The sequence below is a fragment of the Treponema sp. C6A8 genome, assembly GCF_000619925.1.
Lineage (GTDB): Bacteria > Spirochaetota > Spirochaetia > Treponematales > Treponemataceae > Treponema_D.
The window spans coordinates 47,211-68,541 of the sequence record NZ_JHVB01000013.1; the positions used below are offsets into that span (position 1 = coordinate 47,211).

General features: G+C 43.8%; 20 protein-coding genes. 12 read left to right on the plus strand and 8 right to left on the minus strand.

Annotated features, from left to right (window positions below; genetic code table 11):
- Window positions 1–44 precede the first annotated feature (44 nt).
- From T530_RS14870 to T530_RS0110865, 4 genes are all read right to left on the minus strand, one after another.
- Window positions 45–674: a hypothetical protein gene (locus T530_RS14870; protein ID WP_051537956.1), complete on the minus strand. Its 630-nt coding sequence runs from the start codon at window positions 672–674 to the stop codon at window positions 45–47.
- Between the two features lie 51 nt (window positions 675–725).
- A complete protein-coding gene (metF, locus tag T530_RS0110855) occupies window positions 726–1,595 on the minus strand; it encodes a methylenetetrahydrofolate reductase [NAD(P)H] (protein WP_027729031.1) in 870 nt (289 codons plus the stop codon).
- Window positions 1,596–1,741: 146 nt separating this feature from the next.
- Entirely contained in the window at window positions 1,742–5,239 is a 3,498-nt protein-coding gene (locus T530_RS15365) for a DNA translocase FtsK (protein WP_051537957.1), read from the minus strand.
- Window positions 5,240–5,473: 234 nt separating this feature from the next.
- Window positions 5,474–6,835, minus strand: a complete 1,362-nt coding sequence (locus T530_RS0110865) for a PFL family protein (RefSeq protein ID WP_027729032.1) — start codon at window positions 6,833–6,835, stop codon at window positions 5,474–5,476.
- A gap of 96 nt (window positions 6,836–6,931) precedes the next feature.
- On the opposite strand from T530_RS0110865, the gene T530_RS14245 reads away from it, so the two are divergent.
- A complete protein-coding gene (locus tag T530_RS14245) occupies window positions 6,932–8,023 on the plus strand; it encodes a glycosyl hydrolase family 18 protein (protein WP_051537958.1) in 1,092 nt (363 codons plus the stop codon).
- A 3-nt stretch (window positions 8,024–8,026) separates the two neighbouring features.
- Here T530_RS14245 and T530_RS0110875 read toward each other — a convergent pair whose 3' ends face one another.
- Entirely contained in the window at window positions 8,027–9,664 is a 1,638-nt protein-coding gene (locus T530_RS0110875; protein WP_027729033.1) for an ATP-binding cassette domain-containing protein, read from the minus strand.
- Window positions 9,665–9,707: 43 nt separating this feature from the next.
- Here T530_RS0110875 and T530_RS0110880 point away from each other — a divergent pair, with 43 nt between their 5' ends.
- The 5 genes from T530_RS0110880 to aspS are packed head-to-tail and all read left to right on the plus strand — an operon-like array spanning window position 9,708 to window position 15,199.
- Entirely contained in the window at window positions 9,708–11,075 is a 1,368-nt protein-coding gene (locus T530_RS0110880; protein ID WP_038074496.1) for an MATE family efflux transporter, read from the plus strand.
- A gap of 59 nt (window positions 11,076–11,134) precedes the next feature.
- On the plus strand, window positions 11,135–11,632 hold the full coding sequence (locus tag T530_RS0110885; protein WP_027729035.1) for a YchJ family protein: 498 nt from the start codon (window positions 11,135–11,137) through the stop codon (window positions 11,630–11,632).
- Entirely contained in the window at window positions 11,632–12,405 is a 774-nt protein-coding gene (gene rlmB / locus T530_RS0110890; protein WP_027729036.1) for a 23S rRNA (guanosine(2251)-2'-O)-methyltransferase RlmB, read from the plus strand. The genes T530_RS0110885 and rlmB overlap by 1 nt, the downstream gene beginning before the upstream one ends.
- A gap of 9 nt (window positions 12,406–12,414) precedes the next feature.
- Window positions 12,415–13,317, plus strand: a complete 903-nt coding sequence (locus T530_RS0110895; protein ID WP_051537959.1) for a hemolysin III family protein — start codon at window positions 12,415–12,417, stop codon at window positions 13,315–13,317.
- Between the two features lie 49 nt (window positions 13,318–13,366).
- Entirely contained in the window at window positions 13,367–15,199 is a 1,833-nt protein-coding gene (aspS, locus tag T530_RS0110900; protein WP_027729038.1) for an aspartate--tRNA ligase, read from the plus strand.
- A gap of 229 nt (window positions 15,200–15,428) precedes the next feature.
- Here the strand turns inward: aspS and T530_RS0110905 are convergent, their stop codons facing one another.
- Window positions 15,429–15,719: an HPF/RaiA family ribosome-associated protein gene (locus T530_RS0110905; RefSeq protein WP_027729039.1), complete on the minus strand. Its 291-nt coding sequence runs from the start codon at window positions 15,717–15,719 to the stop codon at window positions 15,429–15,431.
- A 166-nt stretch (window positions 15,720–15,885) separates the two neighbouring features.
- Here T530_RS0110905 and hprK point away from each other — a divergent pair, with 166 nt between their 5' ends.
- Genes hprK through holA form a run of 4 tightly spaced genes read left to right on the plus strand, consistent with a single transcriptional unit; the run spans window position 15,886 to window position 18,813 of the window.
- The gene (hprK, locus tag T530_RS0110910; RefSeq protein WP_027729040.1) at window positions 15,886–16,875 is read left to right on the plus strand and encodes an HPr(Ser) kinase/phosphatase; all 990 of its coding nucleotides are present in this window, start codon (window positions 15,886–15,888) and stop codon (window positions 16,873–16,875) included.
- Window positions 16,876–16,889: 14 nt separating this feature from the next.
- Window positions 16,890–17,156, plus strand: coding sequence for an HPr family phosphocarrier protein (locus tag T530_RS0110915; protein WP_027729041.1), 267 nt, complete (start codon window positions 16,890–16,892; stop codon window positions 17,154–17,156).
- A gap of 18 nt (window positions 17,157–17,174) precedes the next feature.
- Window positions 17,175–17,786, plus strand: coding sequence for a transcriptional repressor LexA (lexA, locus tag T530_RS0110920; protein WP_027729042.1), 612 nt, complete (start codon window positions 17,175–17,177; stop codon window positions 17,784–17,786).
- Between the two features lie 16 nt (window positions 17,787–17,802).
- Window positions 17,803–18,813 (plus strand): DNA polymerase III subunit delta, encoded by a 1,011-nt coding sequence (gene holA / locus T530_RS0110925; RefSeq protein ID WP_027729043.1) that lies wholly within the window; start codon window positions 17,803–17,805, stop codon window positions 18,811–18,813.
- A 75-nt stretch (window positions 18,814–18,888) separates the two neighbouring features.
- Here the strand turns inward: holA and T530_RS0110930 are convergent, their stop codons facing one another.
- Window positions 18,889–19,113, minus strand: coding sequence for a YdbC family protein (locus tag T530_RS0110930; protein WP_027729044.1), 225 nt, complete (start codon window positions 19,111–19,113; stop codon window positions 18,889–18,891).
- Between the two features lie 116 nt (window positions 19,114–19,229).
- Between T530_RS0110930 and T530_RS0110935 the strand changes: the two genes are divergently transcribed.
- Both T530_RS0110935 and T530_RS0110940 read left to right on the plus strand, forming a co-directional pair.
- Window positions 19,230–20,288 carry a hypothetical protein gene (locus T530_RS0110935; protein ID WP_027729045.1) on the plus strand — a complete coding sequence of 353 codons (1,059 nt, stop codon included), beginning with the start codon at window positions 19,230–19,232 and terminating at the stop codon, window positions 20,286–20,288.
- 2 nt (window positions 20,289–20,290) lie between these two features.
- Entirely contained in the window at window positions 20,291–20,986 is a 696-nt protein-coding gene (locus T530_RS0110940) for a membrane protein (protein WP_027729046.1), read from the plus strand.
- Between the two features lie 56 nt (window positions 20,987–21,042).
- On the opposite strand, the gene T530_RS0110945 is transcribed toward T530_RS0110940, so the two are convergent.
- Window positions 21,043–21,331, minus strand: a 289-nt coding sequence (locus tag T530_RS0110945; protein ID WP_027729047.1) for an IS3 family transposase, incomplete at its 5' end; no start/stop codon positions are given.

A 21,331-nucleotide genomic window follows, 5' to 3' on the forward strand; every position in this document is an offset into this window, starting at 1 on the left:
ATTTGAATTTAGAAGATTTATTTAACTATAAAATTTTACGAGATTTATTCTTTTATTTCGATTCCGATTACCGCGGTTACAGATTTTTCCGGCACCATAATAAGGTTATCTTTTAAGGCCAGTCCTATGTATTTGGAAGGAGTAAGAAGGTCAAAAATTCCCCGCTGATTTTCCAGGGTGTAGTCACCATAGCCCGCGCTGTAACGGGGACGCAGAGATTTTCCCTCGCCGGCCGCAAGCTGACGCAGTTCTTCGTTGAGCTGGTCGCAGACATTTTCTACGGAGGCAGCGCCGATTGCGTTCAAAAAACTTGCCTTTGCCATGGAAGAAATTCTTGCCCGCTGAACCAGGCGGTCGTATTCCAGCCCGATTGTAGCGGCAAATAAAAATATTTCACTGCAGCCGGCCAAGTTTCGGCTTAAATCTTTGCTGATAACTTCGCCGTAGGGAAAGGTGATTTTATTTTTGGGATGGAGCTGGACCGCAAAGCGTCCCCAGCAGGCGGCAGGTTTTATCGCAGCCCGGGCTTCAGGAATAAAAGCTTCAACCTGGGAAATATCTTCTGCTGTAACGAGGTCTTTTTTGTAGCCCAGATAGCGCAGAACTTCGCCAGGGTCGATTTCAATTTCTGCTGCCTGGTATGTTTTTCTTACAATCGGGTATGTCACTTCCACTTATCCCACTGCCTTGAATTACGCGGCGCCGAAGGTGCCGCCTTCTTTTTATTACTCTGGCTTTTTAATGATGCTGCTCAAATTTTCCTGAATCTTAGCGGCAATTTCCGGCTTGTTCATTGTGTAAATGTGAATGTGGTTTACGCCGTTTGCAATAAGATCGATAATCTGGTCGGTAGCGTAGGCAATTGCGGCTTGCTTGAGGGCAACCGGATCATCCTGCCAGCGGTCAAGAAGGGCAACATAGCGGCGTGGAATAAAGGCGCCGGAAAGCTTGATGATTTTTGCCATCTGATTTGCGTTTGTAACGGGCATAATTCCAGCCACAACAGGAATTGTTACGCCTGCTTCGCGAACCTTAAAGAGGAAATTGTAAAAAGTGCTGTTATCGAAGAACATCTGGGTTGTAAGGAAGCTGCAGCCCGCGTCCTGCTTGATTTTCAGCGACTGGACGTCGGCCTGAACGCTAGGGCTTTCGGGATGCTTTTCTGGGTAGCAGGCGCCGCCCACGCAAAAGTCCCCGTTCTGTTTGATAAAATCCATAAGCTCGTGGGCGTGCTTGAATTCCCAATCGGCAGGATTTGCGCCTTCAGGAATGTCTCCGCGAAGGGCCAGAATATTTTCAATTCCGTGAGATTTCAGCGAGTCCAGCTGTTCTTTTGTTGCTGCCCGGCTTGCATTTACGCAGGTGAGGTGGGCAAGGGGAGTTACTCCGTGATTGAGGACGCTTGCGGCAATTTCAGTTGTAAAACCGCGGGTTGTTCCTGCAGCGCCGTAGGTGACGCTCATAAAATGAGGGCGAAGGTCCGCAATCTGGTCGGCAGCGGCCTCTACAGAATCAAATTTATCGCTTGTTTTTGGTGGAAAAACCTCAAATGAAAGGGTAGGTTCGTTCTTTTTTAAAATCTCACTTATTTTCATGAGTATAACATATCAGAATACTAGGCGAGTCGCAACTCCCACTCGCCTTCCGGGCTTGCCTGCGGCCGGTATGCGGCTGTCTGAAGACACCCGCATACTTCCCCTCCACGCTCGCGCCGGCGGCCAGCTACAGTTTCCAGCTGCTATTACCCAGGTACGTGAATGATTTCGCGAGGCTTACTTCCGTTGGCAGGACCAACTATTCCCCGCTCTTCCATTTCTTCTACCAGGCGGGCAGCACGGTTATAGCCGATGCTCAGGCGGCGCTGCAGGTAACTTGCGCTTGCCTTTCCTGACTGAATTACAATTTCCAGTGCCTGATCGTAAAGAGGGTCACCTTCGTAGTTTCCGTTCAGCTCAAAATCATCGCCATCTTCTTCTTCCTCATAGAAAACCTGATCGTCGATGTAGTCAGGTTCGCCGTATTCTTTAACGGCATTAACGACATCTTCAACTTCCTGGTCACTGATAAAGGTTCCCTGAATGCGGACAGGGGCTGGGTCAACGGCAGAAGCGTAAAGCATATCACCGCGGCCAAGGAGTTTTTCAGCACCAACGCTATCAATGATGATGTTAGAGTCTGTTCGGCTTGAAACCATAAAGGCAATTCGGCTAGGAATATTTGCCTTAATCAAACCGGTGATTACGTTTACAGAAGGACGCTGGGTTGCAAGTACAAGGTGAATACCAACCGCACGGCTCATGGCTGTAAGGCGGGCAACTGTAGATTCAAGCTCGCGTCCGCTGGTTGCCATAAGGTCAGCAAATTCATCAATAATTACGACAATATAAGGAAGCTTTTCTGTAGCAATGTCACGTTCCTTAATACGCTGGTTGTAAGTAGAAATATCGCGGACACCCATGCTGTCCAGAAGGGCATAACGGCGCTCCATCTCACAAAGACACCACTGTAAAGCCTGCAATGCCTTCTTCGGTTCTGTGATTACAGGAACCAGCAGGTGAGGAATGTTGTTGTAAAGCTTCAGTTCAACTACCTTCGGGTCAACAAGAATGAGTTTTACGTCGCGGAAAGAACGCTTATATAATATAGAAAGAATGAGCGAGTTTACGCAGACAGATTTACCTGAACCTGTGGCACCGGCAATCAGCATATGAGGTGTTTTTACCAGGTCGATAAGCTGAGCCTTACCCAAAATATCCTTACCAAGAACAACAGGAACTGCCATCTTGTCCCATTCGTCCAGCTTCATTTCAATAAGCTCGCGGAAGCCAACGATTGAGCGGTGGCGGTTTGGAACTTCAATACCAACGGCCTGTTTTCCAGGAATTGGCGCTACGATACGAACCGACTGAGCGGCAAGGCTGAGGGCGATGTTATCCTGAAGGGCAACAATTTTCTGCAGGCGGACACCAGGGGCCGGTAAAATCTCGAACATTGTAACTACAGGACCTTTTTTAATTCCTATAACCTGGGCTTCAATGTTGAATTCTGCCAGAGTCTGAGTAAGATTCATTGCAGATTCTTTTGTTGCATCGTCAATAATCCAGTACTGGTCGTCCTTGTAAGCGGTCAAAAGGTTTGACGGAATTACATAAGGACCTTTTTTAACGGCGCGGTTTCCAATCTTTGGTGGGTTTGCCATAATTTCCTGAGATTTTGGTTCATCTTCATGGGCAAAGGCATCGTTCGGGGTGTAAGAGTTTACTTCATCGTTGAAGGCGACGCTTTCATCTTCAAAAACATCGTCGTGCTCTGAGTCATCGATTTCTGCCTGAATTTCTTCTTCGTTTGTAGCTGTCAGGTCATTTACAGTTGGAAGAGGTTCTTCGTCTGTGTCTTTTATATCAGCGACATCTTCGTTATCGATAATTTCTGCGTCAATCTGCTCGAGTTCAGGCTCTTCAAGTTCTCCCTTCTGGTAAGCTTTTTCAGTTTCTTCCGAAAGCTTTTTTAAGCTTTCGCGGCGGATTTCCTCTTCCATTTCATCAAAAACGTTTCCAGAGCCAAATGTTTCTGCCGGTTTTTCGTGAGATGCGGCGTAAAGGGCAGAAGAATTTGCTGCGGCGCGTGAAATTGCGTCATCATCAAAAGTTGCAGGAACAAAGCTTGAAAGTCCTACAGCATGATTGCGGGGCTCTTCTTCTTTTTCAAGTTCAGGTTCTTCATCCGGAATATCCGGGAATGGAAGAGTTTCGTCTTCCACGTAACCGTCTTCGTTTTCAGAATCAGAAAGATTTATTCGGCTTGGGAATTTTGATTTTGGCTGCTCAGGAGTTTTTTTTTCTTCTTCGCTTTCTTCCGGCTCAGTGCCGTCCCGCAAAGTAATTCCGTGTCCAAAGTTCGGATTTTCTACAACTGAATCAATGTATTTTGCAGCGCTGTATGGATTTTCAGCGTTTGAGTTTTTCTTTGCGTTTGAAACCTTTTCATCATCTACGTCGAAGGCAGAAAATGGGTCATCTTCCGAGTTGGCAGCGCCCTCTTCCTCTTTTGGCGGAAATTCCAGGGCCGGATCATTCTCGTCTATTTCTTCTTCAACTGAGTCTGCTCCGGCATCCTCTTCAGCATAGTCTTCATCGTATTCAGGTGGAAGTGTCTCCTGCTCTGGCGGCAGATTGTCCCATTTCAGTTCTTCAGCAGGAGCTTCCTCTTCTTCACTTTCGTCTTCAAGTTCATCGCTGAAGTCTGTGAGGGCAGCGTATTCTTCTTCTGTGATGATAGAAGCGCCAGGAGTTGCAGCCTCATCCTCTTCTTCAACATCGATTGAAGGCTCTGCGTGAGGTTTAATTTCGCTCAAAGCGGCATCAAAAACGTTTGAAACTTCGTTCTTGATTTCCTGATTTACTGCCTGAAGGTCACTTCCATTTACTTCGTCAGTGTCGACGGCGTTAACGGCACTAATACCCTCAAGGTCTTCGTCATCTTCAACAACTTCATTTGGATCAAGTTCTTCAATCTCATCAGATTTTATAGAGTCAAAATTGTCAGAACAAGAAAGGGTTGCAACCTGAGGAGCAGGTTCTTCCTTAGATTTAACTTCAACCTTAGTTTCAGCTGGAGCCTCATTTCCCTTTCCAAAAATCAGACCTTCAGTATTCAGTTTGCCGATTGAATCAAAAGATTCTGCAGGATTTACCTTTTCTTCAGAAATTTCATCGCCTTCATTTTCAGCTGTCTGAGATTCTTCATATTCTCTTCTTGGCTGAGCAGAAGAAGCGCGCTTAGATTTAGGGCCAAATAAAATCGGATTGATTTTGTCCGCAATAATACCGGCACCCAAAAATTCAATGATGATGAGCATAAGGCCGGTTACAACGGCAACAAAAACCTTTACGCCCGGGAATCCCGAATGTTCAAGGGCAAGAATCGAGCGGCAGATATTTTCTGTGATAACGGCAGTAAAAAATGGAACGATAGCGGTCAAAAGACGCATTGTTTTGCGTGCTGACCATTTTGTTGCAAAGCAGGAAAGTCCGGCAATAAAAAGAAAAAGCGGAATTAAAGTACTAGAAAAACCGTAAACGGTAAAAATTACATTTCCAAGAATGAATAAAGGATTGCTGCTTCCTGCTCCCATTGAGCCAAAATCCAAAGCCTGCAAAATCAAACTGATTGAAAAAATTGCGGCAATTAAAAGCAGAACAACGCCTGTAGTAATGTTAGATTTGTTAGAAGTCTTCATAATGTCATTATCGGATTATTAAAAGGTGAGTTTAGAAGTTTTTAAGTGGATGGCAGCTCGCTAGTCTCGCTGCTGAGATGTTTTTATCGATAATCCTAAACTGACCCGCTGTCGCAGCTCAGTTTTTAACGGATTTTCGATTATCATCTAATTTCTGGCAAAGGTCGTAATCAAGTCTACAATGCAGGCGTTTCGCACCTTTGCCTCAAGTTTCTTCGAAACTTGCATTGTAATCTAGTTTCTAAAACTGTGGATTGGTGCCGGGATTCTTCCGCCGCGGTTGATGAAGTCTGCGCAGCTGAACTTATTTACGTCCATAACCGGGCAGCCACCGAGAAGTCCGCCGAACTCAACCCAGTCGCCGGCTTTTTTGCCAGGAGCAGGAATCAAGCGGCAGGCAGTAGTCTTGTTGTTTACCATACCGATTGCAAATTCATCAGCCATAATGCCCGAAATTGTAGTTGCCGGAGTATCGCCCGGAATTGCAATCATATCAAGGCCGACTGAACATACTGTAGTCATAGCTTCAAGCTTTTCAAGGCAGATAGAGCCTGTTTCTACGGCGTGAATCATACCCTCATCTTCAGAAACCGGAATAAAGGCACCCGAAAGGCCACCGACATTTGTGCTGGCCATAACACCGCCTTTTTTAACCATATCTGTCAGCATGGCAAGAGCAGCTGTTGTTCCCGGCGCACCGCAGCCTTCAAGACCGATTTCTTCAAGAATTCGGGCAACTGAATCGCCAACGGCAGGAGTAGGTGCAAGCGACAGGTCAAGAATACCAAAGTTAGTCTCAAGACGCTTTGCAGCTTCACTTCCAACCAGCTGACCCATACGGGTGATTTTGAAAGCCATTTTTTTAATACCGTCAGCCAGAACGTTAATCGGCTGACCCTTGTATTCGCGGGCAGCCGCAAGAATTACGCCAGGACCAGAAACACCAACATTGATAACGCTGTCGCCCTCTCCGGGACCATGGAAAGCACCGGCCATAAAAGGATTGTCCTCAGGCGCATTACAGAAAATTACCAGCTTGGCACAGCCGTTTACTTCGTTGTTTTTAGAAACCTCGGCAGTTTTTGCAACAGTTTCTCCCATCAGCTTAACGGCATCCATGTTGATACCCGATTTTGTCGAACCAACGTTTACCGAAGAGCAAACAAAATCAGTAGAAGCCAGGGCTTCCGGAATAGAATCAATCAGAATGCGGTCAGCCGGAGTAATACCCTTCTGAACCAGAGCCGAAAATCCGCCCAAAAAGTTCACGCCAAGGTCTTTTGCGGCGCGGTCGAGCGTCTTACAGTAGTCAACATAAGATTTAGCATTGCTGGCACCGGCAACCAGGGCAATCGGAGTAACGGAAATACGCTTGTTGATGATAGGAACACCGAATTCCTTTTCAATATCCTGACCGACCTTTACAAGATTGCCTGCCTTTTTCATAATCTTGTCATAAATCTTGTCGCAGGCTCGCTTGTTGTCAGAATCCGCACAGTCCAGAAGAGAAATACCCATAGTAATGCAGCGGATATCCAGCTTCTGGCGCATAAACATATTTACAGTTTCCTGAATTTCTACCGGTGAAAAAATCATAATACCCTCGATTTTCAATAAAAATACTTAAATTTGTTTAATAATACTGAAAAAAGGCTTGTAAGGAAAGGGTGTCTAAAAACCGATAATATTAATATGAAGAAATGCATCAGTTTTTTACTCGCCCTTTTGGTTTTGTTGAACTCCAGTTTTGCTAAAAAAAAGGCTAAGCCAAAGGTAAAGCCTAATAATGATTTGCCCGCAGAAGAAATAGAATTCAGTATCAGCGCAGATGACTTGCCGGACGGAAAAACTGCCGAACCTCTTCCTTTATATACTCTGAAAACTCCACTGGGTGAACCTGTAAAACTCCGTGAAAGCTGGGGCTATGTAATGCAGACCCGCTTGGGAGAATACACTCCTGGACTTCCCCTTACAGATATTTGTTTTTTTGCTGCCGAGGTAAACTGCTACGGCGAACTTGTGGGTGTACCAGCCCGCTCAAAAATCAACACAAACGGCGCCCGCTGCCACCTTGTAATTGTTTGCGACAGTAAATCTTTGACACATTTTGTCTTGCAGCCGGGCTCGGAAGTCCGAAAAAAGCTTTTACGCGACATTGTAAAGGCGGGCGCGGCTTACGACGGCGTTCAGATTGATTTTGAACTGGTACCGGCTCGTGACAGGGGGCACTTTATCACCTTCCTTGCCGACTTACGTTACATGCTGGGGCAGAAAAAATGGTTTACAGTCTGCGTGCCTGCCCGCTTTAAGCAGCTGACAGAGGACGTTTACCCCTACAAGGATATTGCCAGATACTGCGACCGCGTTTTTGTAATGGCTTACGACGAACACTGGTCAGGAGGAACACCGGGGCCGGTTGCCTCTCTGGACTGGTGCCGTAAAATCACCGAATACGCAAAAAAATCTATTCCTGAAAAAAAACTGATAATGGGAATTCCTCTTTACGGTCGCAGCTGGGCAAACGAAACTACCGCCGGCGCATGGTACTTCAGCGGGGCCAACCGCATTATGACGGAACACGGAGTTGAAAAAATTGAATACGACGGCGAAATCCCGAAATTTAAATACACCGCCAACGTAGAAGTAACCGGCTGGTTTAACGACGTTTATTCAGTCCTTGAATTCTGCCGCCTCTACGAAAGCTTTGACATCCACAAAATGGGCTTCTGGCGCGTAGGCTTTGAAGACCCGGCCCTTTGGGACTGGATTAAGATTAATAGATAGAAATTATCTTTCCAAAATCTTATACATCGGGCTTTCGTCCGGGCAAAGCTGCAGGACGTGATGTTCGCAGGCAAGGGCTTCGCTCGGGTCGTGGGTAACGTGAAGCATTGTTGTAGTTCCGCCTTCGCCAATTAATTCCAGCAGATTTAAGATTTTTTGACGGTATTCTTCATCAAGGCCGTGACAAGGCTCATCCAGAATTAAAACTTTTGGTGTTTTTACTGCAGAACGAAGAATTAAAATTGCGCGCTGTTCGCCGTAGCTGAGGTTGCCGAAACTTTCGTTTTCGCGGCCGGCAAAACCGCCCAGTGCCAGCCATTTTCTTGCGGCGGCAGCTTCTACGTCGGTGGCGGCACCGTACAAACCGATTGAATCGCGGAAGCCGGAAACAATTACGTTCAAAAGCGAAGTGCCCCCTACCATCCTGTATTCAACGTGCAGTCTGTATGAAACGATTCCCAGCTGTTTTTTAATGTCCCAGATTGATTCGCCGGAACCACGGCGGGCACCAAAAAGACGAACGTCGTTGCAGAAAACCTGCATGTTGTCGCCGGTAATCAGCTCAAGGAAGGTGGTTTTTCCGCTTCCGTTTGGGCCTTGAATCAGCCAGTGCTGGCCCCGCAGAAGTTTCCAGTTCAAATCTACAAGAACCTTGTGGTCGTCCCAGCCGACGTTAACGTGGTTCATTTCTATAAGAGGGACAGTGCCTTCAGAAGCTTGGGGTCCGGCTGCATGTTCTTCCTCTGCCTTCGCAGCACCCGAGCTGGCGTTTTCAGAATCGGCTCTTAAGACGGCAGTGTCGGCTAAAGTTTCGCTAAAGGCATCTGAAAATTCTGCTTTAGCTTCATCTTTTTTATTCTGATTATTAGCCGTACGCTCAGCCATCAATTTTTCGTAGTCTGCACGTTTACCGCAGAAGGTGATTTCCTTTCCGCTGAATTCCAGAACGTGTGTAATTGCATCCGGGATTTCGTGCCAGCGTTCCATGCCAAGAATTACGTGGGGAAGGTCGCCGCCCTGTTTTTTTACGATGGTATTAAAAAAGTCCAGAAGAATTGTGCGGCTCTGAATGTCTAGCCCGGCAAAAGGATCGCTCAAAATCAAAAGTTTTTTGCCGCTGATTAGGGCGCGGGCAAGAAGAGTTCGGCGGATTTCGCCGGTAGACATGTATTTTAAGCCGCGGTCAAGGATTTTTTCTATTCCGCAAAGCTTGATGGCAGGGTAAGTTTCAATTCGCTGTGCTTCCGGCGGAAGTGGCGCATTTTTTTTGATTTTTCCGCAGATTGATTCTGCAATAAAAACGCGTCCTGTTCGCCCGATATCAACGCCGCCTTCTACATATTCACTTTCGTCGTTAAGGCGCTCTTCTTCTATTAATCGTGCTGCGCGTTCCAGCGAAACTATTTCTACGCTGTCGCCAAAAACGCTTGAATAAAGTGCACCGTCAGCCGCATTCTGACTGTTGGGCACAATTTTAAGACTGCTTCCGCTAAGGGCGTTTACAAAATCGGCTTTTCCGCCGCCGTTGGGGCCAATTACAAGCCAAGCCTGCCCTTCCTCAAAAGTCCAGTCAAGGTGGGGAATCAGGGTGCTGCGGCTGTTTTCAATTCGACAGTTTTTAATAGAAATAAGGTTTGCCATGCAGATGTTGTAGCATATTTCGAAATTTTCTAAAATACCATTTATGAATTTAAAGCGACTGATTTATCCAGACCTTCTTAATGGCAGTATTTTTAAGGCAATCCTCTTTTTTATGCTTCCGATTATTACTTCATATCTTTTTCAGCAGCTTTATAACACTGCAGACACGGTAATCGTCGGTCACTATTTAAGTGAAAAATCTCTTGCGGCAATTGGTGCCTGTGCTGCAATTTTTGAGCTGGTACTTAATCTTGGAAACGGTTTTGGAAGCGGCTGCAGTATTGTAATTGCCCGGGCTTTTGGGTCCGGAAACCGCGATTATCTAAAAAAGGCGGTTGCGGCTTCTCTGATCATAATGGCTGCAGTTTTTATTGCCATTTCTCTTTTCTGTATTTTCTGCCTCAGACCGGTTTTAGTTGCTCTTGGAACGCCTGAAGAAATTCTTTCAGAAGCTTTGGAATATATTTCTGTGATAGGAACTTTCTGCGGAGTTTTGTTTGCCTACAATCTTTTTGCTGGAATGCTGCGCGCCATTGGAAATTCCTTTATGCCCCTCATTTTTTTAGTACTTTCTTCTATTATAAATGTGATTTTAGATATCCTTTTGATTACAAAACTTAAGATGGGTGTTGGCGGAACTGCGGTTGCAACTGTAATTGCTCAGGGAATCTCAGTTATTTTCTGCATTCTTTATATTTTCAAAGGGGCAAAAATCCTGATTCCAACTGCTGCAAGTTTTAAATACAATGGAAACGAAAGCCGCAAGCTTTATAAGGATTTAATAGGGCAGGGACTTTCAATGGCCTTGATGATGTCTATTGTCGGCTCCGGTACTTTGATTTTGCAATCTGCAATCAACAGTTTTGGTACTTATATTATTGCAGGTCACATTGCTGCAAGAAAAATGTTCTCGCTTTCTACCGTAGTGATTTTTAGTCTTGGAATGACAAGCTCGACCTTTGTTTCGCAGAATTACGGGGCCGGGAAAATTGACCGTATTAAAAAAGGTATAAATTATGCAATTGGTTTTATCTGGGCTTACACGGTAATTCTTGTAATACTTTCTCCTTTTTTTGTCCGCCCTATTTTTACTTTTGTTTCCGGCTCTGAAAATCCGGAGCTTCTTGATTACGGCACAAAATACCTTCGTTTTGCCTTTCCTTTTTTTATAGTTCTGGGGCCGCTGATTGTTTTTAGGAACTCTCTTCAGGGATTAGGTGCAAAACTTCTTCCTCTGGTTTCAAGCTTTATGGAACTTGCTGGAAAAATCCTTTTTACACTTTTTATTATTCCTCATCTTGGAACCTTCGGAATAATTTTATGCGAGCCTCTTATCTGGAACGTGATGGCAATTCAGCTGACCTGGGCCTTTGTAAAAAGACTTCGCCAGGTTAGTGAAAATGCTGCTTAAATCAGTTTTTAGATAGCCCTATTTTCATATTTCTTCCATTTTGGTAAAATCATACTATTATGAGTAAAAATGAAAATCTTTGCCCTTGCGGTTCAGGGAAAACTTACGCTGAATGTTGCGAACCGATTATCAAAGGAACTGTAAAGGCTCCTACTGCGGAAGCTTGTATGCGCGCCCGCTATTCATCTTATGTAAAGCACGAAATTGACTTTATCATTAAATCTTGCGACGACGAAGAAGGTCTTGCAGAAATCGACAAGAAAGCTACTGAAGACTGGAGCCGCCAGTCACAGTGGAACGGTCTTAAAATCCTTCGCACAGAAAAAGGTGAAAAAGAAGGTGAAGAGATTGTTGAATTCACGGCTGATTACACTTTGCACAACATGCACGAACTTCATCACGAAGTTTCTTTGTTCAAGAAAATCAATGATGAATGGAAATACGTTGCTGGTAATGTAATTCCAGAAACTGTAAAACGCGTTGGCGCAAAAGTTGGCCGCAACGATCCATGTCCTTGTGGTTCTGGGAAAAAATACAAACAGTGCTGCGGTAGATAATGATACTCACCGGTTTCCATAGTATTGAAGAAAAACTCCGCTCCTTAAAAGAGGGCACAGCTTCCGGCTACAAGCTTTATTACAGCAAGCCGGGACCTCGTGTTAAAAAAATTATTGCGGCCGCTAAGGAAGCAGGAATTACTACCGAACAGACTGATGACAAAAAGCTTGACCAGATGGTTTCTTCCCTTTCTCAGGCTTTGCGTGATCATCGCGGAGTCCTTCTTGAAATTGAAGGCGAAGAAAAAAAATCTGTAAATATCGTAGATTTTGATGCATGGCTTAAAACCGGTGCAAAGGGAGAAAAGGCGACAGTTGTCGTTCTTGACCGTGTTACAGATCCGCACAATGTTGGCGCAATCATCCGTAGCTGCGATCAGTTCGGGGCAGATTTAGTTGTCCTTCCTGAGCATAAGGCAGCAAGTAATATTGAAGAAAACGAAGTGATCGCAAGAACAAGCGCCGGATCTTCTGCCTGGGTGCCCCTTGCTATCGTAAATAATCTGGTAAGAGCGGTTGAACAGCTTAAAGATGCCGGATTCTGGGTTTACGGTGCAGATGCCGGTGGCGAAACCTGCGGAAAAGTAGATTTTGCCCAGAAATCTGTGATTGTAATGGGCAGCGAAGGAACTGGAATTGCACAGTTGCTTGAAAAACAGTGCGATACCATTGTATCTATTCCGACTTGCGGAAAAATTGACAGTTTGAATGTGTCGGTGGCAGCAGGCGTTTTACTTTTTGAGCGCTTCCGACGCTTGCAGCTTGAAAAATAGGGGGCTTATATGTCTAGAAAAGAAGATATCGCTATGGCAGCGGTAAGAAAATCAACCTTGCGTTCCTTGAAGGAAAAAAAGGCATCGCGCCTTGCTCAGCTTAAAGAGGATTATCAGAAACAGGTTCGCGAAATTGAGATTCAGTATGACGAAGACCCTGAGCGTCTTAAGGCAAAATATGCGGCTGCTGACTATGCTAAGTCTGAAAAGGCCCGCAAACGTGCCGAAGCTAAAATTGCCCGCGAAAAATCTGCAATTGAACTGAGTAAAAAATACCGTCCTTTTACTCTGCCGGAGGAAATTGCCTCTGCCATTGTTCAGGGAATTGGCGCCTGTCTTTTTGTTGCGGCAACTGCCTGCCTTGAAACTCTGGCAATCCGCAATGCAGTAAAATATGTAAACCTTACAACCGTTATGTACGCCCTTTTTGGCGCAACAATGATTGCGATGTACATTTTTTCTACCCTGCGGCACTCGCTTACAAACCGCCTTGCAAAAGATGTTTTCAATCGTCTTTCGCATTTTTCTTCATTTTTAATTATTGGTTTTGGTTATACTGCTTATACAGTAACAAAGATTGAAGGTCAGATTGGATGGACTTTGTTTGGTATTGTTTGGGGACTTTCTGTAATTGGTGCAATTATGTTTGCAATCAGTGGCGAACGTCTTGGCAGACTCACTCTTGCCCTTTACATTATTGCAGGATTTTCGGGCGTATTTGTATGCCGCATTCTTTACGGTGTGCTTTCGCCTGCAAGCTTTAAAATGCTTATGACTGCGGCGGTTTTCTACCTTGTGGGTGTGATTTTCTACTCGCTGAGAAAATACCGCTTTATGCACTTTATAGGAAATATTTTGATGCTGATTGGAAGCATTAATATTTTCTTCAGCTTATTCTTTATTAACTCGTAAATTTTTTGCGGCCTGAGTGCCGCAAATTGTTATAAAAAGGATTTTTATCATGGAAAATACCAAAAGAACTGTTACCTGCGGTGAATTGCGTGCCGCAGATGTTGGTAAGAAAGTTGTTTTGAACGGATGGGTAAGCCGTACCCGCGATTTGGGAGGCCTTGTATTTATCCGTCTTCGCGACCGCTACGGAATTACTCAGGTTATGGTTGGCGATAAAGCCAGCGACAAAGTAAAAGAAATCGCTTCATCTTTGAAAAGCGAATATTGTATTGCTGTTGAAGGTATAGTTGCTGCCCGCGCAGAAAAAGACATCAACCGCGACATGGCAACTGGTGAAATTGAAGTTGAAGCTACAGATATTGAAATCTTTACAACTTCTCAGGAATTGCCTTTCAGTATTGAAGAAGTTCGCCAGAAGGACGGTTCAATCGTTCTTCCAAACGAAGATTTGCGTCTTAAATACCGTTATCTTGACCTTCGCCGCGACCCTATGCAGAAGAATATCATCCTCCGCTCTCAGGTTACTTTTGCAACCCGCGAATACCTGACTTCAAAGGGATTTCTTGAAATTGAAACTCCAACATTTATTAAATCTACACCGGAAGGAGCTCGTGACTACCTTGTACCTTCACGCGTTCACCCTGGAAAATTCTACTCACTTCCACAGAGCCCACAGCTTTACAAGCAGCTTCTGATGGTTTCAGGCTTTGATAAATACTTCCAGATTGCCCGCTGTTACCGTGATGAAGATGCCCGCGGAGACCGCCAGCCTGAGTTCACTCAGATTGATATGGAAATGTCTTTTACAAACCGCGAAGAAGTTCTTTCTACAACAGAAGGAATGATGCAGTACATCTTTAAAAAGACAATGAACTACGACTTGCCTGCTAAGTTTGACCGCATCGCCTGGGAAGATGCATTTGACTTCTACGGAAGCGATAAGCCTGATCTGCGCTTTGACATGAAGATGCAGGATGCAGCTTTTATGGCTGACCTTGCTGACTTTAACGCATTTAAAGCCGGTGCCGCTAACTCTGGCCGCGAAATCCAGCGACACAAGCGTTCAGGACTTAAGGCTCTTGTTGTTAAAAACGTTGCAGATAAATACAGCCGCAAGAACATCGAAGCTCTGGAAGCAGTTGCAAAGACATACAAGGCAAAGGGTCTTGCATGGATGAAGGTTGATGCAGAAGGTAAGTTTGAGGGCGGAATTTCTAAGTTCTATGCCGGAAAAGAAGCTGAAATCTGCTCTAAGCTCGGTGCAGAAAAGAATGACCTTATCCTGTTTGTAAGTGATGAAAACTGGCAGCTTGCATGTACAGCCCTTGGTGCAGTACGCAAACAGCTTGGTAAAGATTTGAACCTCTATAATCCAAAGGATGAGTTCCACTTTGCATGGATTATCGACTTCCCATACTTTGCCTTCAACGAAGAAACAAATATGTGGGAAACAGAACACCACATGTTTACCCTTCCTCAGAAACAGTACTGGGATACTCTGGAATCTGATCCAGGGGCTGTAAAAGGTGACCTTTACGACCTGGTTTTGAATGGATACGAACTTGCTTCAGGTTCTATGCGTATTAACGATCCTGCTTTGCAGCAGAGAATCTTCAAAATCGTTGGTTACTCAGATGAGCGTGCTCAGAAGGCATTCGGCTTCTTAGTTCAGGCATTTAAGTTTGGTGCTCCACCACACGGAGGAATTGCACCAGGTCTTGACCGCCTGATTATGCTTATGCGTCACGAAGAGTCAATCCACGAGGTTATTGCCTTCCCTAAGAATAACCTTGCAGCTTCACCAATGGATGAATGTCCATCTGTCGTTGATCAGCAGCAGCTGGATGATTTGCATATCACTATTCATGATCCAGAAGCATAATCTGCAAGTTTTGCTTGCAAAACTTGGTAAGCACGCGTAAGCGTGCGACACGAACAGCAGCTAAAAGATTTGCACATCACATGTTATGATGTAGAGAAAGACTAAAATAAAAGGGCTCCGCAGTGCGGAGCCCTTTTTCAATCCTACCTCACATTTTTGCAAAGCAAAAATGTGCTAGTGCGGTTAACTTAATTCGGAAGTTGGTGTGCTTCCTTTTTAACCGCACGACTTATTTCTTTTCCTGAACCTTATCCTTTTCCTTCTTAATCTTCATGTCCAGAACGTCCATCATTTTGTTCAGACCAGGTGCAAAATCATCATCAGTTGCTTCAACGTGTGCTGTTGCTCCCCATTTGAAGTTTATTGTTGTTTCAAAACTGAAATCCTTATCGTGCTTGATTTTAATCAGCAGGTCAACAATTAAGTCTTCTGCATAAGCGATTCTCTTCAGTTTTGTATTAATCATTTCTGACTGCTTTTCTCCAAGTGTAAATCCGATTGCATTAATAGATGGTGTCATAGTTGTCTCCTGTCGAAGTGAATAATCGCTTCTAAATGAAATTAATGCTCACTACGTAAGCCTTTCTGTACTTAGTATAAAACACAAATTTCTAAAACACAAATTAATATTGCAAATTTTGAAGAAACTTGTTGATGTTACTAGAAATTATGTGTATAGTAGTTTTATGGCAGATAAGAAATTCACAGTTTTGGATTTGCTCAACCTTGAACTTTCAGGACACGATGCATTGAACTTAAAGTGTATCGGCGGCAGACGCGGTTTACCACGTGCCATCACAGTTCCTGAAATCAACCGCCCGGGATTAGCACTTTCGGGATTTTTTGAGAATTTTGCCAGCAACCGCCTTCAGCTTTTCGGACGCGGTGAAACATCCTTCCTTCAGAAACTTCACAAAGAAAAGAAACTTGATAATATCAGAAACTTTTTCTCAAACGAAATGCCTTGCTGCGTTTTTACCTATAATCTTGAACCGACAGAGGATTTTCGTCAGATTGCAGAAGAGTTCTGCTGCCCGATTTTGCAGACAGACCTTCAGACAAACGAGTTTTTAAGCCGTATTATCCGACTCTTTTCAAATATTTTTGCTCCTCACCAGACTTTGCACGGTGTATTGGTTGAAGTTTACGGTATCGGAATCCTTTTGAACGGACATTCCGGAGTAGGTAAGTCTGAAACAGCCCTTGAACTTATTGAACGCGGTCATCGTCTTGTAGCTGATGATATTATCGAAATCCGCTGTGTAAACGGTAACACCCTGCTTGGACGCGGTGCCAACACAATGATCAGCCACCATATGGAAATCCGCGGTCTTGGTATCATTAATATTTCCCAGCTTTATGGAGTTGGTGCCATCCGAAACCAGAAGGAAGTTCAGCTGATTGTTCAGCTTGAAGACTGGAATTCCAGCAAAGCCTACGACCGCCTGGGTACAGACCAGAAATACCAGGAGCTGCTGGGTGTAAAAGTGCCTGTTCTTGAAATCCCGGTCCGTCCTGGACGAAACCTTCCTATCATCATTGAGGCAGCCGCTATGAACGAGCGTCTTAAGGATATGGGAGTTAACTCTGCTAAGGAATTCAATCAGAATGTCCTTAAGTGGATTGAAACAAACGAAACTAAAATTGCCTATAACGGTATAGATGATTCATATTAAAGAAGGAAAACATTATGGTAGAAAAAATTTTAACTGTTCAGAACCGAGCTGGAATTCATGCGCGCCCTGCAGCAATCATTGCCCAGACAGCAAACAAGTTTGAAAGCGAAGTTACACTTATTCGTGATGATGCTGAAGTAAATGCAAAATCAATCATGGGTGTAATTGCTATGGGTGCCGGTTACAATACCCAGCTTACTTTGCGTGTTGAAGGTTCTGATGAAACAGAGGCAGCTGAAGTTATCGAAGAGCTCTTTAACAGTAAATTTGAAGAAGACTAAAAAGCAGGAGGATAAAAAATGAAAGGAATAACAGACAGACAGAAAGAAGTTTTGGATTTTATTTCAAATTTTACAGAGGAAAATGTTTGTCCTCCTACAGTTCGCGAAATCGGTGAGCACTTTGGTATATCTCTTCGCGCAGTTCAGGATCATATTGCCGCTTTGCAGAAAAAAGGATTTATTACTCAGGCTGCAAAACGCTCACGCTCAATCCGTGTAATTGTTGATACACGTGAAAAGAAACCTGAACTTTTTGTTGGAAAAGTTCCTTTGCTTGGAAACGTTGCTGCTGGTCGTCCTCTTCTTTCTGAAGAAAATCTTGACGGTTATGTAAATCTTACAGAGCCTTTTGTTCGCCCTGGAAAAAGTTATTTTGCTCTCCGTGTTCGCGGTCAGAGCATGATTAATGCCGGAATTCTGGACGGTGACCTTGCTGTTGTTGAACAGTCTAATGTTGCCCTTGACGGTCAGATTGTTGTTGCCGTAATTGATGATGCAATTACTTTGAAACGCTACTACAAGGAAGCCGGCCGTGTTCGCCTTCAGCCGGAAAACCCTGATTTCCCTGCAATTTACAGCACAGAAGTTCGCGTTGTAGGTATTCTTTCAAATATCGTAAGAACTTACTAATACCGGCGGATTATTGATGGCAGGTCAGATTTATCTTTACACCGGTCCTGAATTTGGTGAGCGTAACGAAGCCGTTGAAGCGGTAAAGTCTGCGCTCAAAAAGAAATTCGGCGACATTGATGAGCATCTCTTTTACCTTCAGGAAACTCCTTTCGGTCAGATTATGACAATTCTCCAGAGCGGAACTTTGTTTTCCAATGGAGTTTGCGTAGTCTGCAAGGGTGCGGAGCTTCTTAAAAAGAAGGATGACCTTGCTATGATTTCTGACTGGCTTGACGGAAACCCGGATGATTCTTCAGTTTTAATCCTTGTTTCTGATGAAGTCAGCGTTGATTCAAAATTAGACAAGCTGGTGCCTGCCCAGAATAAAAAGAAATTCTGGGAAATGTTTGATAATCAGAAGGTACCCTGGCTTACAAAATTCTTTTCTAAAAACGGTTACCGAATTAATCAGGATGCGGCAGAACTCATCCTTGATATGATAGAAAACAATACCCAGGCGCTTAAAAACGAATGTTCGCGCTTTTTTATTGTTTTCCCGAAAGATCACACAGTTACGGTTGAAGATGTTGAAAAAGTTCTGACTCACAACCGTGAAGAATCTGCCTTTACGCTTTTTAATCAGATCAGTCAGAGCGGGGATTCGGTGCAGAAACGATTTGAAAACGGCATTTCAATTTTGCAGAAAATCAGACTGTCTAAAGAAAATTCTTCTGTAATGCTGATTGCAGGACTTTCTTCCTGCTTTAGAAAGCTTGTTTTATGGCATAAAGTATGTGAGAACGGAATGCCTGACAGCTTCACCCTTAAAATAAACGGATTTTCCAGTGTGCCAATGCAGAATCAGTATAAGTCTGCCGCAAAAATCTGGAGCGACAAGCAGGCAACTGCAATTCTTGCAATTTTAGCTTCTGCAGACATGGAAATCCGTTCCGGCGGAAATCTCATGGAAGATATCCTGCTGGAAAAAATGCTTTACGAAGTAGTAATTAAACGCGGCGCTACAAGTGCCGTTGCAGAGTATTAGGCTCTGTTATTATAAGTTTCAGGTTGTGTCATTATAAGTTTCAGACTGTATCATTATCGGGCTTGACCCGATAATCTATATTTCCAAAGTATTCAGCAAATTTTTCAGAGCCTTCAGTTCTTCTGCACTGAAGGTAGACCCCTTTCCCATTTTCTGATGATCCGGCGACCAGCTTCTGATGTCATATTTTGCAGGACGTCCGCCCCAGGATACAAGGTTTAATTCCAGATTCCAGCCGCCTTTGCCTTCGCTAACGACTCCCAAATTCTTTTCAATTTCAAAAGAAAAATCGTCTGCCATAATTTCCTCACTAAAAGTATTTTAACATAGTAAGAAAATAATGCAAAATCATAAATGCAAATTTGCATTCTCAATATTTTTATAGTAAAATATTATATCAAAATGTGGAGGACATTATGAAAAAAGTTGCCTTAATTTTGGCCGCTGCTGCTATTTTTACATTTACATCTTGTGGTTCAAAACCTGCGCCAGAAGAAACAACTCCAGAAGCTCCTGTTGTTCAGGAAGAAGTTACAGAAGATTCAACTGAAGAAGCTGTAGTTGAAGAAGTTGAAGAAACTAATGAGTCTGTAAAAGATCGCGATGCAATTCTTGCAGAAATAGAAGATGCGCGCAAAGCCGCTTTGGAAGCTGGTGCAAAAGAATATGCGCCACAAGCTCTTGCCGATATCGATAAAATCTTTGAAAGAGTAAAAGAATCTGAAGGTGATATTTCTGCTGACGGTGCTGCTCTTGCTGCCCGCTATGCCGCTCTTACAAGCTACGTTCAGGCTAAAAAAGAAAAACAGAAGATTGATGATAACGGATATGCCGCTTACAATCAGAAAGATTATGATGCCGGTCTTGAGTATCTCAATAAAGTAGAAGAAGCTCTTGCTGATGAGGATTGGGATACATCTTCAGTTGCTGCTGATGCAGACAAGGCTTACGGAAAGTTTAAGAATGTAACTTTCGCTGCCTGCAAAAAACTTGCAATGGAAGAACGCGATAAGGCATTTGAAGCAAAAAGAAATGCTGACAGCGTAAAAGCCGGTGTTTCACGCAAGGAAGAATACAAAGCTGCCGCTGATTTGTTCAAAGCAGGTGACCAGCAGTATGCAATTCAGAATCCGGAAGCTGCTTATAACAACTACAAATCTGCAAAAGAACAGTTCAATGCTCTTTATCAGGATGTTTCAAAGAAACGTGCCGCTGCACAGAAAAAACTTGATGAAGCTAAAAAGGCTGTAGAAGAAAGCGCTGAACTTGCTGCCGAAGCTGATGAAAAGGCTCCAATTCTTGATACAGAAGAAATTGAAGGAATTGAAGAGGCTGGAGCTGTTCTTCTTGAAGAAGATTCTTACGAAGCACCTGAAGCTGCAGAAATTGAAATCCCTGCTGCAATTGACGATAACGGTAATGCCGTAGAAGTTGAAGAAAACGTTGAACCTGCACCTGTTGCAGAGGAGGAATAATTATGAAAAAAGTACTTTCATTTTTAGCTGCTGCTGCGTGTGTAGCTTCTTTGTTTGCTGCCAGAAGTTTTAAAAACAACACTTATCAGAAACTTGCTGATGAATATGAGAGAAAGGCTGAAAACGCTCTTGATGCCGGGGAATATGCAGATTCTATTGAATATGCAAAAAAGGCAGAAGAAAATGCCCGCCTTTCAAAAGAATATATTCGTGCAATGATGGCTCGCGGTCAGGCAGAAGACGCAATCAAACTTGCTGAAAACCAGGTTAATTGGGCAGAAAAGATTGATGCTCCTCATACTTTCCCAATGGCTTACACTGCCGCAAAAGAAAATCTTGAAACTGCAAAGAAATATTTTGAAGCTGAAGACTGGGATAAGGCTACTGAGTACGCAAAACTCGCCCTTGCTTCTTTGGACGGAGTTCACGAAGTAACACCTCTTCCTGCAGTTTACATTGTTCGCCCTTGGGCAGAAACAAAAGACTGCTACTGGAATATTTCAGGCCGTCCATACATCTACAACAACCCGCTTTTGTGGGAAAACCTTTACCAGGCAAATAAAGCTGGAATGCCAAAACCTGAAAATCCAAACCTTATTCTTCCTGGTATGAAGATGAACGTTCCAAGCCTTACTGGTGAATACCGCCGCGGAACATACGATCCTAAGAAAGAATACGAACCTTACGGTGGACAGTAAGAGATAAAAAAATCGGTGGAAAAATTGAAGTGCACCCCAATTATTGGACACTTTAACTAGGCTGATTTTAAGGACTGATTCCTGAATTGTAAAGGGGTCAGTCCTTTTAATTTAACCTTAATTCTCTTTTCGTTGTACCAAGACAAATATTCAACCAATTCTTTTTTGAAATCTTCAACAGACTCAAACTCCTGTAAATATAAAAGTTCAGATTTTAATAAACCAAAGAAATTTTCCATTACCGAATTATCAAGACAGTTCCCTTTTCGGGACATACTCTGTCTAATTCCTTTTTCTTTCAAACGCCTCTGATAATCATACATCTGATACTGCCAGCCCTGATCT

What these genes read in the sequence shown, in the direction of transcription:
- hprK (WP_027729040.1), top strand. Translation starts at nt 15,886, where the DNA reads ATGGCAGATAAGAAATTCACAGTTTTGGATTTGCTCAACCTTGAACTT.
- lexA (WP_027729042.1), top strand. Translation starts at nt 17,175, where the DNA reads ATGAAAGGAATAACAGACAGACAGAAAGAAGTTTTGGATTTTATTTCA.
- T530_RS0110880 (WP_038074496.1), top strand. Translation starts at nt 9,708, where the DNA reads ATGAATTTAAAGCGACTGATTTATCCAGACCTTCTTAATGGCAGTATT.
- T530_RS0110940 (WP_027729046.1), top strand. Translation starts at nt 20,291, where the DNA reads ATGAAAAAAGTACTTTCATTTTTAGCTGCTGCTGCGTGTGTAGCTTCT.
- T530_RS0110930 (WP_027729044.1), bottom strand. Translation starts at nt 19,113, where the DNA reads ATGGCAGACGATTTTTCTTTTGAAATTGAAAAGAATTTGGGAGTCGTT.
- T530_RS15365 (WP_051537957.1), bottom strand. Translation starts at nt 5,239, where the DNA reads ATGAAGACTTCTAACAAATCTAACATTACTACAGGCGTTGTTCTGCTT.
- aspS (WP_027729038.1), top strand. Translation starts at nt 13,367, where the DNA reads ATGGAAAATACCAAAAGAACTGTTACCTGCGGTGAATTGCGTGCCGCA.
- T530_RS0110875 (WP_027729033.1), bottom strand. Translation starts at nt 9,664, where the DNA reads ATGGCAAACCTTATTTCTATTAAAAACTGTCGAATTGAAAACAGCCGC.
- rlmB (WP_027729036.1), top strand. Translation starts at nt 11,632, where the DNA reads ATGATACTCACCGGTTTCCATAGTATTGAAGAAAAACTCCGCTCCTTA.
- T530_RS0110935 (WP_027729045.1), top strand. Translation starts at nt 19,230, where the DNA reads ATGAAAAAAGTTGCCTTAATTTTGGCCGCTGCTGCTATTTTTACATTT.
- T530_RS0110905 (WP_027729039.1), bottom strand. Translation starts at nt 15,719, where the DNA reads ATGACACCATCTATTAATGCAATCGGATTTACACTTGGAGAAAAGCAG.
- T530_RS0110885 (WP_027729035.1), top strand. Translation starts at nt 11,135, where the DNA reads ATGAGTAAAAATGAAAATCTTTGCCCTTGCGGTTCAGGGAAAACTTAC.
- T530_RS0110865 (WP_027729032.1), bottom strand. Translation starts at nt 6,835, where the DNA reads ATGATTTTTTCACCGGTAGAAATTCAGGAAACTGTAAATATGTTTATG.
- T530_RS0110915 (WP_027729041.1), top strand. Translation starts at nt 16,890, where the DNA reads ATGGTAGAAAAAATTTTAACTGTTCAGAACCGAGCTGGAATTCATGCG.
- metF (WP_027729031.1), bottom strand. Translation starts at nt 1,595, where the DNA reads ATGAAAATAAGTGAGATTTTAAAAAAGAACGAACCTACCCTTTCATTT.
- T530_RS14245 (WP_051537958.1), top strand. Translation starts at nt 6,932, where the DNA reads ATGAAGAAATGCATCAGTTTTTTACTCGCCCTTTTGGTTTTGTTGAAC.
- holA (WP_027729043.1), top strand. Translation starts at nt 17,803, where the DNA reads ATGGCAGGTCAGATTTATCTTTACACCGGTCCTGAATTTGGTGAGCGT.
- T530_RS0110895 (WP_051537959.1), top strand. Translation starts at nt 12,415, where the DNA reads ATGTCTAGAAAAGAAGATATCGCTATGGCAGCGGTAAGAAAATCAACC.